Below are 15,588 nucleotides of genomic sequence, written 5' to 3'. Positions count from 1 at the left end.
GTCCTCGGCGGCTCGGCTCCGACGCTCGCAGCCGCCCCGCGCCGTTGTCAACGACCGGCGCCGGATGCTGGGGAATCACCGAGTTTCGCCCGCGGAAAGACTGAACACTTCCCGGTTTCCGGCGTGCTGGACTGTCCACGAAGGAGCCGCCCCGACGAAAGGACAGCCGTGAACGCCACCACCGGCCTCGACCCGGCACTCTGGCTGCGCCGCTTCCGCCCCGCCGAGCAGGCCGCGCGCCGGCTCGTGTGCTTCCCGCACGCCGGGGGTTCGGCCAGCTTCTACCACCCGGTGGCGGTGGCCCACTCCCCCGGGACCGACGTGGTGGTGCTCCAGTACCCGGCCCGCCAGGACCGCCGCCTCGAGCCCGCGATCACCGACATCGACGGCTACGCCGACGCGGTCGCCGAGGTGCTCGCCACCCAGCCCGTGAAGCCGACCGTCTACTTCGGACACAGCATGGGCGCCGCGATCGCCTACGAGGTCGCCCTGCGCCTGGCCGGCACCCCGCACGCGCCCGCGTCACTCGTGGTCTCCGGCCGCCGGGCCCCCGGCACCACCCGGGACGAGCGCGTGCACGAACGCGACGACGCCGGCCTGCTCGCCGAGCTGAAACGGCTCAACGGCACCGATTCGTCGCTGCTGGACAACGACGAGATCCTCAAGATGACCCTGCCGTCGCTGCGCAGCGACTACCGCGCCATCGAGACCTACCCGACGCGCCCGGGCCGCCCGGTGGCGTGCCCGATCCTCTCGCTCGTCGGCGACGCGGACCCGAAGGCCACGACCGAGGAGGCCGGACGCTGGCGCGAGCACACCACCGCCGGGTTCCGCCTCCGTACGTTCCCCGGCGGCCACTTCTTCCTCACGACGGCCGCGGCCGAGGTCAACCACGAACTCGCGCGGGAGCTGGACGCACTCGACTTCTGAGCACGCACGAGGAGGGCCCGCCGATCGAGTCGCGGCGGGCCCTCTTCGTGCGGTCAGTTCCCCTCGCCGGGTTCCAGGATGTGCGCGACATCCGGCAAGCCGCCCCGACCCGCGATGCCGAGCTTGCGGTACACCTTCGTCAGGTGCTTCTCCACGGCCCGCACGCTGATCTCCAGGTCTTCGGCGATGCGCTGGTTCGCCTGGCCCGCCAGCACGAGCCGCGCGACGCGGCGCTCCGACGGCGTCAGGTCGGCCGGGTGCGCGCCGGACGTCGGGTCGCCGTGGGGTCGTACGTCGGCGACACCGCAGGCTTTCGCGAGCTTCTCGCCGCGGGCCAGGTGTTCGGCGGACGCGGCACGGTCGGTGGACGCCAGGCGCCGGCCGAGCAGGATGTGAGCCTTCGCGAGCTCCAGCTGCCCGAACGAGCCGTCGAGGACCTCGATCGCCTCACGCGCCAGGTCCAGGGCGCGCGGGCCCTCGGTCATGCTCGCCCACACGCGCAGCGCGCGGCCGTGCGCGGTCGACGCGCCCCACGCGGCGGCTCGTTCGTGTTCCTCCTCGATGAGGTCGTGGGCCAGCTCTTCGGCGCCGAGCCGGTGGTGCAGCCGCGCGGCCCAGGTGCGCCACGGCAGCACGGCCGGGTTGCCCCAGCCCATGAGGTCGTACTCGCGGCCGCAGTCGAGCAGGTGCTCCAGCGCGGCCTCCGCGTCGCCGTTGGAGGCCGCGACCACGCCGTCGACGAGGTTGCCCAGCCAAGCCGGGATCAGCGCGTTCTCCCGCGCGCGGTAGGCAGAAAGCGCCCGCCGCGCCAGATCCGGGACCACGGCTTCGGCTACGGTCAGCGCGAGGGTTTCGCAGCAGCGCACGGCGACGGCGGTGAACGCCGGGTCGGCGCGTTCGAGCGTGCGCGCGGCCAGTGTCGCGGCTTCGGTGTGCCAGCCACGGCGGGCGAGCGAGTACGCGCGCTCGGCCTGGGCGACCAACGTCTCGGCCGCGTTCTCACCCCACTGCCGGCGCGCCAGCACCGTGAGCGAGGCGAGCCACGAGTCGGCCTGGTCGAGCAGGTCCAGCGCCAGCATCGAGCGCGCGGCGAGTGGCACGGCCGTCCGCGCGTCGGCGGGCGAGGGCGGCTCGCCGAGCACGACTTTCCGCGCGATCACGCCGCACCGCTCGGCGTCCTGCCCGGCGAGCGTCGCGGCGTGCACGAGCACGGCGGCCTGGTCCCGTTCGGCGCGGGAGCCCGGGGTGGCCGCGGGATCGAGGCGCGCGAACTCGGCCAGGGCGTCGGTGAACGGGCGCAGCTCCCCCAGCCGCGCGTACCGCAGGCGGGCCTCCAGGGCGAGCGCGAGGTCGCGATCCGCGGGGACGCTCAGCCCCGCGGCGGCCGCGGCGAACTGCGCGGTGAGCGAAGCCGGTGCCAGCTCCAGGGCCAGCGGCGGCAGCACCGCGAGCTCCCGGGCCCGGCGGCCGCGGCTGGTGAGTCCCGGCAACGCCTGGGTCAGGTGCCGCAGCGAAGCCACGGGCGCGGACGACCGCTCCACAGTGGCCAGATCCACGAGCAGCTCCGCGCGGTCGGCACCACCGGCCGTCACCCCGAGCAGCGCGCGCAGCAGGCACCGGCGCGCGGTGGCGAGATCGCCCCGCTGCAACGCGTCGCGCCCCGCGGCCTTGAGCAACCCGATCGCCCAGCCGGTCGGCGGGCTCTCGGCGGCGAGCAGGTGGCGGGCGACGTCCTCGGGCGGCCGGCCGGCTTCGGCGAGCACCCGGGCCGCCCGCAGGTGGCGTTCGGCGGTTTCCGAGGCGGGCAAAGAGTTTTCGACGGCGTCGGCGATCGCCGCGTGCGCGAACCACGCGGGTTCGTTCTCGTCGACGAGGCCCGCCGCGGCGAGCGCGGCCAGAGCCGCGGCGCAGTCGTCGGCCGCGAGCCCGGTCAGCGGCGTCAGCAGTCCGGGGCCGGCCGGTTCGCCCAGCACCGCCAGCGCGTACGCGGTTTCCTTGACCGGCGGGCATTCCACGGCCAGCGCCTGCACCGCCCGCGCGCCGATGGCGGCGGGGCGGCACGTCCGCACGGCCTTGACGGCACCGGACTGGGGCCGCCGGCCCGCGGCACGCTGGCTCCGCACGAGAGCGGCGAGGAACAGGGGGCGGCCGTGCGACACTGTGGTGCACGCGCGGACGAAAGCTTCGTCGCCTGGTTCACCGAAACAGTCGGTGATCACCTGCTTCACCCCGGCGCGCGTGAGGGGGCGCAGCGCCAGTTCGTGCGCGGTGCGGCCGTAGATCCGCGCCAGCGGACCGGTTTCCGCCACGCCGGCCCGGTCGTGCCGGCCGGCGACGACGAGGACCACCGGACGGTCCTCAGTGGACTCCGCCAGCAGAGCCAGCCACCGCGCGGAGCACGGGTCGGCCCAGTGGAGGTCGTCGACGAGGGCCAGGAGGGGCCGGCCCGCGGCGTGGGCCAGCACCTCGTCACGCACCCGTATCGCGTCGGCGTCGGCGAGACCTCCCGCCGTCCGGGCACGATCGGGCAAGCGCACCGCCGTCTCCGGCAGGACGTCGAGCATCCGGCGCAGCACCCCGAGCGGGAAGTCGCGTTCGGACCGCACACCGCCGGCCCGCAGCACGAGCACCGCTTCGGGCCCGCTGTCGAGCACGGCCGCCTCGGCCAGGGCGCCGAGCAGGGCCGACCGGCCGATGCCGAGCGGTCCCGAGACGGTCACCACGCAGCCGGTACCGCTGCGTCGCGTGTCGTCCAGGATTCGCGCGACCAGCGCGGTCTCCTGCTCCCGCTCGGTGAGCACGGGCTCAGCGGATGTATTCCGGGCGCACCCGCGGCGGCCACTGGCCGATCCCGAGGATGCCCATCGAGTAGCCCTTGGACACCAGGGCCGGGCGGTTGGTGACCTTCAGCTTCCGCAGCAGCGTGGTCACGTGGTACTCGACGCCGCCGCGGGAAAGGAACAGCTTCGCGGCCAGCTGCACCGTCGACTCGCCGGCGGCCACCCCCTCCAGGATGCGGGCGTCGACCTGGCTCAGGAGCTTCTGCTTGCTGCTGGCCAGCTGCGGCGCGGCGTCCGCGTCGTCCGGCTTCACGAGCACCGTGATCGTGTCGACGCGGCCGCCGCTGCGCACCGCGATGCCGGTCAGCTCGCCCGCGAACACGGAGTCGCGCGGGCCCACGGCCACCATCTGCTCGGCGAACCGGGCGTGCTGGCCCTCGGTCAGCCGCGTCAGCTGGTGCTTGAGCTTGCCCTGCACGCTCGGGTGCAGGAAGTCGCAGAAGCTGCGGCCGTACACGTCCTTGGCGGTGCGCCCGAACTGCCGCGAGAACGGCACGTTGGCTTCCCGCACGCGCAACCCCAGGTCGAGGTTGGCCATGCACATCCCGGACTGCTCGAAAAGGGAGGTGTAGATGTCGCGGTATTCATCGGAATTCCGGGCCATGGTGGTGGCGGAAGGCGCCGGCTTGGCGATGACTGCACTGGAATTCATCGGTATCGACCATTCCTCTCAGGTCACGCGAGGCCATGATCTGCCGACCGGAAGCGAATCGGCCGACATATGACGTTTCATTTGTTGATCTCAGTCTATGGATGGAAAACCAACCAAGTCAACAGCGCCGGAGCCTCCCCGCTTAATCCTGCGGTACCCCCACACAATGGTTCGGTACGGTGCGGTCGGACGCGGTACGGTTCCCTCTGACCAGCCAAAACCGGAATCCCTCAGCCGAAGTTCACCTCGCGTTCGCCCGCCGGCCCCGACCACCGGTGCGGGCGCGCGGTCCCACACGGACGAACATAAACCCACATCGCCCACCCTTGCCCGTGAGACCACCGGGATGTGCCCGTTCTTCGGAGTTCCCGAAATGCCGGGGCCCGTTCCCCCGCGGACCTGAAACTTCTTCGGAAACCCTGTTCCCATTCATTCGGGTCGGCGCATAACTGTGACATTCCCCGATTACGCGCACCAGTTCGTGGCGGTACTTCTGCCGTCAATTCCCGGCCAGCGGCACAACGCGGCCCGGTTCAGCCGATTTCCGGGTCGCCGCCGAGCGCCGCGGCCAGCTCCGCGCGGCCGTCGATGCGGAGTTTCCGGTATGCGCTCGTCAGGTGCTTCTCGACCGCGCGCCGGCTGGTGCCCAGCTCGACGGCGATGTCGGCGTTGGTGAGCCCGCGCGCGGCGAGCTCGGCGACGGTGGCCTCGCCACGTGTCAGCTCGGGGCGGATCACGGGCGCGGCGGTGGATCCGGCCGGGGCCGCGAACAACCCGTCGGCCTCGGCGCCGAGCCAGTGGGCTCCGCACTGCTCGGCGAGCCGGCGTCCGCGCGCCAGAACGCGCTCCGCCTCGTCGCGGTCGACTTCGCGCAGCACCTCGCCCAGCTTGATCAGCGCTTTCGCCTGCTCGAACCGGTCGACCGAACCACGCAGCACCTCGTTGGACTCGCGCAGCAGCTCCAGCGCGCGGTCGCGGTCGGGGTGCACCGAGGCCCGGATGCGCAGCGCCCGCCCGAGCGTGGTCGGAGCGCCCCACTCGAGTGCGCGTTCGTAGTTGTCCTCGGCGTGGCGCACCGCGTCGTCCTGGCGGCCCAGCCGGTGCGACAGCACCGCCGCCCACGTGCGCCACGGGTGCATCGCCGGGTTGTGCCAGCCGGCCCGGTCCAGCCGCCGCCCGCTGTCGAGGAACTGCGCGAGCGCCATCTGCAGGTCACCGCGCTGCGCCGCGAGCGCGCCTCGCAACGAGCGGCGGATCTCGAACAGCCGCAGGTCCCCCGGCGGCGCGCCGTCGAGCACCCGCGCCGCGAGCGGCCGGTCCCGCAACGCGAACGCCACCAGCCCGAGCACCACCGACGGCAGCAGCACGGCGTCGGGCCACGAGCGGTCGACGAGCTCGAACGCCCGCACCGCCTCCTCCCGCGCCTCGACGAGCCGCCCGCAGCCCAGCAGGAGCAGGCCGCGCTGCGCGCCGACGAGGGCCTGCGGTGTCGGGTTGCTGTGGCGCCGGGCGTTGTCGTACGCGGCTTCGAGCCACGACCACCCCGCGTCCACCGCGTCGGCGGCCATCAGCACGGCCGGCAGGGTCTGCAGCGCGGCGAGCGCGCCGTAGGTGTTGGTCGGATCGTGGGCGAGCAGCTTCCGGGCCTGGCCGGCGATCACGTCCGCCGTGGTGCCCGACCCCAGGGTGGCGGCCATCAGCAAGACCACGCGTAGTTCGCGTTCGCCGGCGGTCGGGCCGTGCGGGTGGTCGCGCAGCTCGGCCAGCCGCCGGGCGGCCGCCGCGAGCTTGGCGGGTTCACCGAGACCGGAGAACCAGACCCGGGCCTCGAGCCGCAGCGCCAGCTCGCGGTCGTGGCCGGACAGCTCCTCGGCCGGGCCGAGCCGGTCGGCGACGTCGCGGACCAGCTCGGCCACGAGCGGGCCCTCCCCGGCCACCGGCAAGGGAATCCAGGTCGCCACGGTGGCGCGGTCGCGCACGGTCGGCATCAGCGGCGCCGCCTGCGCGAGGTGACGGACCGCCGAACCCGGGTCCACGTCCAGCTCGGCCGCGGCCAGCTCCACGAGCAGCCGCGCGCGTTCCCCGCTGTCCGGCGACAGATCCAGCAGCGCGCGGCGCAGGTAGCGCCCGGCCGGCGAAGGCGCGGCGCGACGGCGGGCCGCTTGCGCCGCCGCCCGCAACCGCTCGACCTCCCACCCGGCGTTGATCACGTCGACCTGGAGCAGCTGCGCGGCGACCGCCTCGGGCGGGTAGCCGCTCTCGTCGAGCAACCCGGCCGCTTTCCGGTGCAGCGCCGAGCTTTCCCTCGCGTCGAGCAGTTCCTCGACGACGCGGTTGAGCGACGCGTCCCGCACGGTGACGCGGTCGCCGGCCACTTCGAGCCAGCGGCCGCCCAGCGCGGTGAGCGCGGCCGCGCGGCCCGGCGCGTCGACTTCACCCAGCCGCAGCACCAGGTCCAGCTCGGCGTCACCCCCGAGGACCACCAGCGCCTTCGCGAACGCCGCGACGCCGGGAACGCGCCGCAGCAGGAACTGCAGGCGCTCGCGCCGGAACGCCGTGCCCAGCTCGCGGATCCGTTCGCAGTCCGAAGCCTTGCCGGTGACGCGGTGGGAGACGGCGCGGTCGAGCAGCGTGCGCAGTTCCTTCGGGCTGCCGGAAGTCACCTCGTGGCAGGCGAGCGCGAACTCCGCGGCGTGGTCCGCGCCGAACTTGCGGCCGACGAGCCGCGCGGTCGCCTCCGCCGAGAGCGGGGCGGCCCGCAGGTGGTAGCGAGCGACGTCGGCGATCTCGCGGATCAGGGGCTCACGTCCGGCGGTGCCGTCCTGCAGCACCGCCGCGATCAGCACCCGCATGCCCGAAAGCCGCCCGGCGAGGAAGGCCAGCGCCCGCAACGACGGCTCGTCCACCCAGTGCAGGTCGTCCACCAGCACCACCACGGGGCGCTGCGCGGCCAGCCCGACGAACAGCGTGTGCAGCCCGTGCAGCACGCTGGCCGTCGCCGAGCGGGCGGGGTCGTCGCCCACGACCGGCGGCCGGCCGCCGGTCAGCGGGTCCAGCAGCACCCGCGCGACCGGCGCCGCCACCGGCGGGCCGGGCACCGACAGCAGCGGGAGCACGAGCTGGCGCACGACGCCGAGCGGGAAATCCTGTTCGATCTGTGCGCCGCCCGCCCGCAGCACCCGCGCGCCGAGCCGCGTCGCCGACGACCCGATCTCCCGCAGCAGCGCGGATGATCCCGCACCGGCCGGACCGCCGGCCAGCAGCACGGCCCCCTCGCCCGACTGCACCTCCAGCACGGCCTTCTCCAGCACGGCCAGCTCGGGTTCGCGTTCGAGGAGCACCGCCGCTCACTCCCCCCGCCCCGCCGGCACCCACCGGGCCGCGAGCTGTGCGCGGCCGCGGATCCCGAGCTTGCGGTAGGCCTTGGTGAGCCGCAGCTCCACGGTTCTCGTCGCCACAGAGAGCGCTTTCGCGATGTCCCGGTTCGCCATCCCGCCGGCGGCGAGCTCCACCACCTCGCGCTCGGGCTCCGACAGCAGCCCGCCGGTCGTGTCGTCCTCGTCCCGCGGGGCCGGCAGCCGCAGTGCCGGCCGGGCCGCCGGTGGGTGGATCGCCGCGCCTGCACCGAGTTTCGCGAACGACACCTCACGCATCCAGTCGAGCAGCTCGCTCGCGCCCCAAGCTTCGCCGAGCGCCTTCTCCTCGGCGATCAGCTCCTGCGCCGCGGCGCGGTCACCCAGCCGCAGCTGCGCGACGGCCGCGATGGTGCGCCAGCGGGACAACATGGGGTTGAGCCAGTGCCGGCCCCGCAGGATCCGGCCGCACTCCAGCAGCGCCGTCAGCGCGCCTTCGACGTCACCGCGTGCGAGGCGCAGCCGGCCGCGTTCGTAGAGCAGGAACGCCCAGCCGGCCCCGCGTTCGGCTCCGGCCGGTAGCGGCGCCGCCTCGGCTTCCCGCGCCTTCTCGACGTCACCCTGCTGCTGGTACGTCGCCATCTCCCCGGCCACGTGCCGCGCCACCAGCGTCGGGTGCCAGCAGCGCACGGGCAGCTCGCGGCCGGCGGTGTAGAGATCGCGCCGCGCCTGCTCGGCGCGGCCGAGCCAGCCCGCGGCGAGCGCCCGGTACAGCAGCGCCTGCGCCGCGATCGCGCGATTGTCCCGGATGCGCGCCTGGATGAGCACGGCGTCGAGGCCGGAGAGCGCCTCGGCGGGTTCGAAGCAGCACAGGAGCGCGCGGCCGGCCATGAGCTTGGGCATCAGCGGGCCGTCGTCATCCGGGTTGGCGAGCGCTTCGCGCGCGAGCGCGCCGGCGCGGGGGCGGTCCTGCCCGCGGGTGGCCAGCAGCCACGCGAGCGCGCCGGCCTGGGCCGGGTCGCCGTCGGCGGCCGGATCCGCCGGCGCGGCCAGGGGTTCGACCGGCACCTCGGGTTCGGCCGGTCCCTCCTCCTGCGCGATCCAGCCGATCACGCCCAGCGTCGTCAGCGACGGTTGCGGGATGATCCCCGCGCCGCGCTCGCACATCACCGACACGACCTGGCGCGCCGTTTCGTTGTCGCCGCGGCCGACGAGGAGGTCGGCGGCTTCGAGCACCGAGGGCCACGAGCGGGTGCACGGCGGCGCGGTCAGCACCTGCCGCAGCCGGGTGTCACTGGCGTCCGGGCTCTGCGCGACCTCCAGCGTCGCGAGCCGCGTGAGCACGCGCGCCCGCTGCTCGGAACCGAGGGGTTCGCCCAGTGCGCGGCGCAGCGCCGTGACCGCCGGACCGGAGCGGCCCTGCCGCGACCGCAACGCCGCCGCGTCCGTGAGCGCCGTGCCGGCCCAGGCCCGGCCCACCGGCGGCGCCGCGGCGAGCAGGTCGGCGATCGCGCCCGAGCCCACCCCGGTGCGCCGGCCGAGCGCCGCCGCGCGCACGAACAGGTCCTCGCGCTCGTTCGCCGGCATCACCGCCAGCACCTCGCCGGCCAGGTGCGGTTCGGCCAGCCGCGGCGGGTCCGGCACGGCGAGCCCGGTTGTCACGAGGATCTCCAGCGCCTGCGCGGGTGAGGACTCGGAAAGCCGCGCGAGCGCGACGGCGAGCTCGAAGTCGAAGTCCTCGCCGCACACGGCAAAGACCTGCAGCAGCGCGATCGCGTCGGCCGGCAACCCGCGGGCGACGCGGCAGGTGCTTTCCGACCACACCGCCCGCGCGGCCGTGACGAGCGCAGGCGTCCGGTCCGCGACGGGCGGCACGCCCTCGGCCTGCAGCCGGTCGAGCGTGCGGGCCAGCACCGCGGGAAAGCCGCGAGTCGCGGCCGTGGCGGCGGACGCGAAGGCCTCGTCGACCGGTTCGCCCGTGGTGTTCGTCAGGAACGCTGCGGTCTGGGCCGAGCTGAGCGGTTCGAGGCCCACCTCCTGCAGCTCGACGGGCCAGGCCGCGTCGAACGCGGCGTCAGCGCCCAGGTACCGGCCGAGCGGGCCGTGGGAGGTCGTCGCGATCAGGATCGGCGCGCCGGCGACGCGGTGCAGCATCGCCTCGAGCCAGCACAGCGACCAAGGGTCGGCCCACTGCAGGTCGTCGAGCGCGAGCGCCAGCGGGCCGCGGCGGCTCAGCGCCGCGAACTCCGCGCAGACCAGGTGCACCGGCGAGGTGCAGGACCCCGTCTCGCTGCTGTCCCGCACGCACAGCTCCACGAGCTCGGCGAACCGGGCGGGCGTGCACAGCGCGGCGAGCAGCTGCGTGACGGCGCTGTAGGGAATGTCGGTCTCCACCGGCGAACACCGCGCGACGGCCGTCGCGGCCCCGCTCATCGCGGCCGCCTCGGCGACCCGGCCCAGCACCGCGCTGCGGCCGACGCCCAGCGGTCCGGTCACGCTGAGCAACCCCGGGCGGCCCTCGCCGAGCGCCGTGACGAGCTCTCCGGCCGTCCGCAGCGCCGATTCGCGGCCCAGGAGCGGGCCGGCGGACCCGCCGCCGCTCACCACGCCGGTCACGAAGCGTGTTCGGAGGTTCTGCACACCCACCTCCCCGGCCATCCCATCCAGTGACGCTCAGGCTACCGATTCTGCACTGAAGGTTATCCCCGGAGAATGACTATCGCTGTTTCCCACGTTAGGAGGTAGTGAATTTCTGCCCCTGCGCGCCCGACAGCGCCGGACGCGGGGGCAACCGTAACGATCGGTGACCATTCACGGCGGTACTTCTACCGTCCTCAAGCCGTCACGGAGGGTGTAGAACGCTTCACGGCTGCTCGCTCAGCGCCTCGGCGATCTCCGCCCGCCCCTTCAGCCCGAGTTTGCGGTACACGCCCGTCAGGTGCAGCTCGACCGTACGCACCGTGAGGAACAACGACTCGGCGATCTCCCGGTTCGTCGCGCCCTCGGCCGCCTTCTCCGCGACGCGCCGCTCGCTGCCGCTCAACGCGTCGGCCGGCGACGCCGTCCCGCGCCGCATCCGTCCGCCCGCCTCGGCCAGCGCCGGCAGCGACTGGTTCAGCTGCAGCTTGTCCCGGCATAGCACGGCGACGTCGATCGAGCGGCGCAGCCGGTCCCGCGCGCCCTCCGCGTCGCCGCGGTGGAACAGCCGCCGGCCGAGCAGGAACTCCGCGCGGGCGTGCTCCAGTTTCGCCGGGGACGGAGCCAGGATCTCGGCGGCCTCGGCGAGCAGGTCGATGCCCGTGTCGCCCGGCGTCAGCACGCCGCGCGCGGTCCGGACCATGCCGAGCGCGCGGGCGGTGCCCCACCGGGCCGCGCCTTCTTCGGCTTCTTCGATCCCGGCCCAGCCCTCGTCGCCCCGGCCCAGCCCCGCCAGCACCTCGGCCGCCTCGTACCACCACGGCGCGAGCACCGGGTTGGCGATGTCGGCCTCGGCCAGGCTGTCGCGGCAGCGCAACAGCTGCTCCAGCGCGCCGGGCCCGTCGCCGGTGGCGGCGAGCGCGCGGGCCCGCGCCATCAGGACCCAGTGGTACTCCAGCGTGAACCGGTCGAGCCGCGGCCGGCGCACGCTGTCGAGAACCTGCAACGCCCGGGCGGGTTCACCGTGGCGGATCAGCGCCGCCGCGAGCGCCGCCTGCGGCATCGCGCCCGCGTCGCCCCACGCCTCCTGCGTGATGATGTCGTGGGCGAACTGTGCGTCGGAGAGGCCGTCGGCGGAGTTTCCCGTCCACAGCAACACCAGCGAGCGGGTGCTGGCCCCGAGCGTGTAGGTCCACGCCTCGCCGCGGCGCTGCGCGTGCTCCATCAGATCGCCGAGCGCGGCGAGCGACGGCTCGACGTCGTCGACGAGGTACAGCGTGAGCACCGCGCCCAGCACGGCCCAGCCGCCGGGCGTGACGTCACCGATCGAGAGGACCTTGCGGGCGTGCCCGGCGAGCTCGGCCGCCGGTCTGCCCTGCAACGTCCCGAGCGAGGCGAGCATCGCCAGCAGCTGCCGTTCCTCGGCCGTGTCTCCCTGCGGCGGCACGGCGTCGCGGAAGCGCTCTCCGACCTGGCGCACGGTGGCCTTCTCGTCCATGCCCGACAGCAGCAGCACCGACTCCAGCAGCGTCCGCGTCGACCGGTCCTGTGCCGACGGGGTGCCGCCGACGGCCTCGTCGAACCGGTCGAGCACCGACTCCGCCAGCGCGTAGGCGCGCAAGGAGTTCTGCGACGTGAGCGAAGTCAGCGCGTACTGCACCGCCAGCGGCACCCGGCGCCGCGGATCGGTCACGAGGTCCAGCGCCCGTTCGAGGTGCCCGAGCGCCGCCTTCGGGTCGACCTGGGCGAGCACCCGGGCGACGTGCCCGAGCACGGCCACGCTGTCCTCGTCCGCCGCGAGCGCGCGCGTCAGGTAGCGGGCCGCGGCCGCCGGAGCGCCGCGGTTCTCCGCGACGACGGCCGCGTCGCGCAGCACGTTCACCATCCACGGCTGCGGCCGCCCGCTGAGGAGCAGCAGCTGCACCGCGACTTCCTCCGGGGCCCGGCCGTTGTCGTTGAGCAGCGTGGCCGCGCGTTCCCGCAACGCGTGCAGCTGTTCGGCGGAGACGGCGTCCACGACCGCGTGGCGGATCAGGTCGTGGGTGTACTCCAGCCGGTCGGGCAGCAGCAGGTCGTCGGCCCGCAACGCGCGCACGGCGGCCGCCGCCGGCCCCGGCTGGGTGCCGGCGAGTGCCGCGATCAGCTCGAGCTCTTCCCCGCCCAGCACGGCGATCGCGCGGGCGACGGCGAACGCGGCGGCCGGCAGCCGGTCCAGCACCGAGCGCGCCACGACCTCGCGGCCGTGCTCGTCGAGCGCCGGCACGTGCGTCGCATCAGGCACGACGCGCGGATCGGCACTGCCGCGCAGCTGTGTCACCACGCGGTCGAGCAGGAACGGGTTCCCGCCCGTCACCTCCACGCACTTGCGCACGAAGGCCTCGTCCGGACTCGCGCCGAAGCGCGCCTGCAGCACCTCGGCCACCGCTTGCGGCCCCAGCGGTTCCAGGTCGAGCGTGAGGCAGGTCAGCGTCGCCCCGATCTCGCCGAGCACCTCCGGGCGCGGTGCATCACGGCCGGTGCGCTGGGTCATCACCACGAGCAGCGGCAGGTTCTCCGCGCGGCGCAACAGAAAACCCAGCCACCGCAACGAAGTCTCGTCACACCACTGCACGTCGTCCACGGCGAGCACCACGAGCCCGTCGGCGGTGAGCCCCGCCGTGAGCCAGTGCAGGCCGTGCATCACGGCGTACGTGTCGGCCGCCGCGCCCTCGGCGCCGCCCGGCTCCAGCGCGGGCAGTGCGAGCCGGGCACTCCCGTCGGGCAGGCCGGCGCCGGTCAGGTCCAGCGGCGCGAAGAGCGCGCGAACCGCTTCGTACGCCGACGAGCCGCTTTCCGGGCAGGTGACGGTGAGGACCGTGGCGGCGACGGTGTCGAGCTCGTCGAGCGCGGCCGCCACCAGCTTCGTCTTGCCGATGCCCGCCGGGCCGCGCAGCAGCACCGCCTGGCCTTCGCCGAGCGCGGCGTCGCGGGCTTTCCGCACGAGCAGCGAAAGTTCCCAGTCCCGCCCGGCCAGCTCGGTTCCGGGCACCGGCCGCAGGCCACTCCGAAGGGCCACCGCGCCTCCTCCACGCATCGCGGGCGCTCATGCCCGGCGGGATCTTGCTGCCGGTGCCACTGTGCCAGCTGTCGATCAACCGGGTGGGACAGCAGGGCGCTCGCGGTCACACAGTGAGCACCTTCGTACCCGTGTGGCGGATCTCGTCGAGGGCTCCGGGGTCGACGTGGTCGTCGGTGATGAGCGTGTCCACGTCGTCCAGATCGCCGAAGCGCGCGAAGTGGTCGTTGCCGATCTTCGTGTGGTCGGCGAGCACGATCGTCCGGCGCGCGGCCGCGATCGCCGCGCGCTTGACCATCGCCTCCGAGGAGTCCGGGGTGGTCAGGCCGCGTTCCACGGACACTCCGTCGGTGGCCATGAAAGCCACGTCCACGTAGGTGTCGCCGAGCGCGCGCAGCGCCCAGTTGTCCACGGCGGCGAGCGAGCGGCCCTTGACCCGGCCGCCGACGAGCATCACCGTCACGTTGCCGCGGCCGCTGAGGGTGACCGCGATCGTGACCGCGTTGGTGACCACCGTGAGCTCGCGCTCCACCGGCAGGATGCCGGCCAGCTCGCCGACGGTGCTGCCCGCGTCGAGCAGGATCGCGCCTTCGGCGGGCACGAGGTCCAGCGCCGCCTTCGCGATGCGCCGTTTCTCCGCGGCCATGGCCGAGTCGCGCACAGGCAGGCCGAGTTCGGTGCCCCCGCTTTCGACCGGGATCGCGCCGCCGTGGACGCGGCGCAGCACCCCGCGGCGTTCGAGCGCGGTCAGGTCCCGGCGCACGGTCTCCGTGGTGATGTCGAACTGCGTCGCCAGCCCGGCCACGTCCACCCGGCCGTTTTTGCGCGCCATGTCCAGGATCGTCTGATGGCGCTCCTCGGCGTACATTCTCCCGCTTCTCCCCTGTCGGTAACCCGAGAGCCTCCCTTTCGGTTTCCCGAAAGCCGCACGCTACCCACGGTCACACCGGCCACACAACAAGGTCGGCCGGTTTTGAGGGAGATCCCGGTCTTTCGACAGATTCCCCCAGACCACCGTGTTCACGCGCGCCGAGCGGGATGTGTCCTGCGTAACACTCCCGGCGCCACAACGGCTTGACCTGTCACGGTGCGCGCCCGTCCGGACACCGCGCGCAGTCAGTCCACAGTGGACTCGACGCGCGGCGCTACCCACGGTGATCGCGGTCCGGCCTCCCCGCGCGGGGCGGTCCGGCGCGGGCTAGGTTCGAACCATGCGGATCGTGTCACTGCTGCCCGCCGCCACCGACCTCGTCGCGGAGCTCGGCCGCCTCGGTGACCTGGTCGGCCGCACCCACGAATGCGACTGGCCGCCCGGCGTCGAGTCGGTGCCGGTCGTCACCGCGGACGAGGTGGACGACGCCGTGCTGACCAGCCGCGAGATCTCCGACGCCGTCGGCGGTTCGGCCCACCGCGGCTCGTCGCTGTACTCAGTGGACACCACGCGGCTGGCCGAGCTCGCGCCGGACCTCGTGCTCACCCAGGACCTGTGCGAGGTGTGCGCGGTGTCCTACACCCGCGTCGCCGAAGCCGTGCGGATGCTCGACGCGGGACCGAAAGTGCTCAGCCTGGAACCCCGGCGGCTCACCGAGGTCCTCGGCTGCGTCACCACGCTCGGCGACGCGCTGGGTGTGCCGGAGCTCGCCGCCGAGCGCGTCCGTTCGCTCGCCGCCCGGCTCGACGCCGTGCGCGACCGCGTCGCCGGCAAGCCGCGGCCCGCGTGGTCGCGCTGGAATGGCTCGACCCGCTGTGGCCCGCGGGCCACTGGGTGCCCGAGCAGATCACCGCGGCCGGCGGCGAACCCCTGCTCGCGGCGCCCGGCGAGCACACGCACCCGATCCCGTGGGACGCGGTGGTCGCCGCGCGCCCGGACGTGCTGCTCGTCCTGCCGTGCGGCTTCAGTCCCGACCGCACGGCGGCGGAGTTCGACGTCCTCACGGCGTTGCCGGGCTGGGCGGAGCTCCCGGCGGTGCGGGCCGGCGCGGTGTGGCTGCTCGACGGTCCGGCCTACTTCAACCGTCCCGGCCCGCGCGTCGTGCGCGGCGCGGAAGTCCTCGCCCACGTGCTGCACGGCGTCGAGGCCGACCCACCCGTGTCCCCCGCCGAGGCGCGCCGGCCCTGAAC

Annotated in this window: 9 protein-coding genes; 2 read left to right on the top strand and 7 right to left on the bottom strand. The window is 74.2% G+C overall.

Translation table 11 applies throughout. The annotated features are described in order from the left end of the window. The first annotated feature begins 168 nt into the window (after window positions 1-168). Window positions 169-930 carry a thioesterase II family protein gene (locus ACQPXB_RS24650; RefSeq protein ID WP_432856452.1) on the top strand — a complete coding sequence of 254 codons (762 nt, stop codon included), beginning with the start codon at window positions 169-171 and terminating at the stop codon, window positions 928-930. Window positions 931-983: 53 nt separating this feature from the next. Here the strand turns inward: ACQPXB_RS24650 and ACQPXB_RS24645 are convergent, their stop codons facing one another. The 7 genes from ACQPXB_RS24645 to ACQPXB_RS24615 form a co-directional block, all read right to left on the bottom strand. Next, window positions 984-3,731 carry an AAA family ATPase gene (locus ACQPXB_RS24645; RefSeq protein WP_432856449.1) on the bottom strand — a complete coding sequence of 916 codons (2,748 nt, stop codon included), beginning with the start codon at window positions 3,729-3,731 and terminating at the stop codon, window positions 984-986. Between the two features lie 4 nt (window positions 3,732-3,735). Continuing rightward, on the bottom strand, window positions 3,736-4,422 hold the full coding sequence (locus ACQPXB_RS24640) for a LuxR C-terminal-related transcriptional regulator (protein ID WP_432856446.1): 687 nt from the start codon (window positions 4,420-4,422) through the stop codon (window positions 3,736-3,738). Window positions 4,423-4,955: 533 nt separating this feature from the next. Continuing rightward, window positions 4,956-7,763, bottom strand: coding sequence for an AAA family ATPase (locus ACQPXB_RS24635; protein WP_432856443.1), 2,808 nt, complete (start codon window positions 7,761-7,763; stop codon window positions 4,956-4,958). A gap of 6 nt (window positions 7,764-7,769) precedes the next feature. After that, complete coding sequence (locus ACQPXB_RS24630) at window positions 7,770-10,415, bottom strand: AAA family ATPase (protein ID WP_432856440.1); 2,646 nt, start codon at window positions 10,413-10,415, stop codon at window positions 7,770-7,772. Window positions 10,416-10,638: 223 nt separating this feature from the next. Further along, window positions 10,639-13,467, bottom strand: coding sequence for an ATP-binding protein (locus ACQPXB_RS24625; protein WP_432856437.1), 2,829 nt, complete (start codon window positions 13,465-13,467; stop codon window positions 10,639-10,641). A 106-nt stretch (window positions 13,468-13,573) separates the two neighbouring features. Then, window positions 13,574-14,335 (bottom strand): DeoR/GlpR family DNA-binding transcription regulator, encoded by a 762-nt coding sequence (locus ACQPXB_RS24620; RefSeq protein WP_366582056.1) that lies wholly within the window; start codon window positions 14,333-14,335, stop codon window positions 13,574-13,576. Window positions 14,336-14,690: 355 nt separating this feature from the next. Next, window positions 14,691-14,876, bottom strand: coding sequence for a hypothetical protein (locus ACQPXB_RS24615; RefSeq protein ID WP_432856434.1), 186 nt, complete (start codon window positions 14,874-14,876; stop codon window positions 14,691-14,693). Window positions 14,877-15,184: 308 nt separating this feature from the next. On the opposite strand from ACQPXB_RS24615, the gene ACQPXB_RS24610 reads away from it, so the two are divergent. After that, window positions 15,185-15,586 carry an ABC transporter substrate-binding protein gene (locus ACQPXB_RS24610; protein WP_432856431.1) on the top strand — a complete coding sequence of 134 codons (402 nt, stop codon included), beginning with the start codon at window positions 15,185-15,187 and terminating at the stop codon, window positions 15,584-15,586. Window positions 15,587-15,588: the final 2 nt, after the last annotated feature.

Origin of the sequence: Amycolatopsis sp. CA-161197, assembly GCF_050942255.1 — a bacterium.
GTDB lineage: Bacteria > Actinomycetota > Actinomycetes > Mycobacteriales > Pseudonocardiaceae > Amycolatopsis.
Note: the sequence above shows the minus strand (reverse complement) of the source record. Positions and strands in the feature narration are given on the sequence as shown.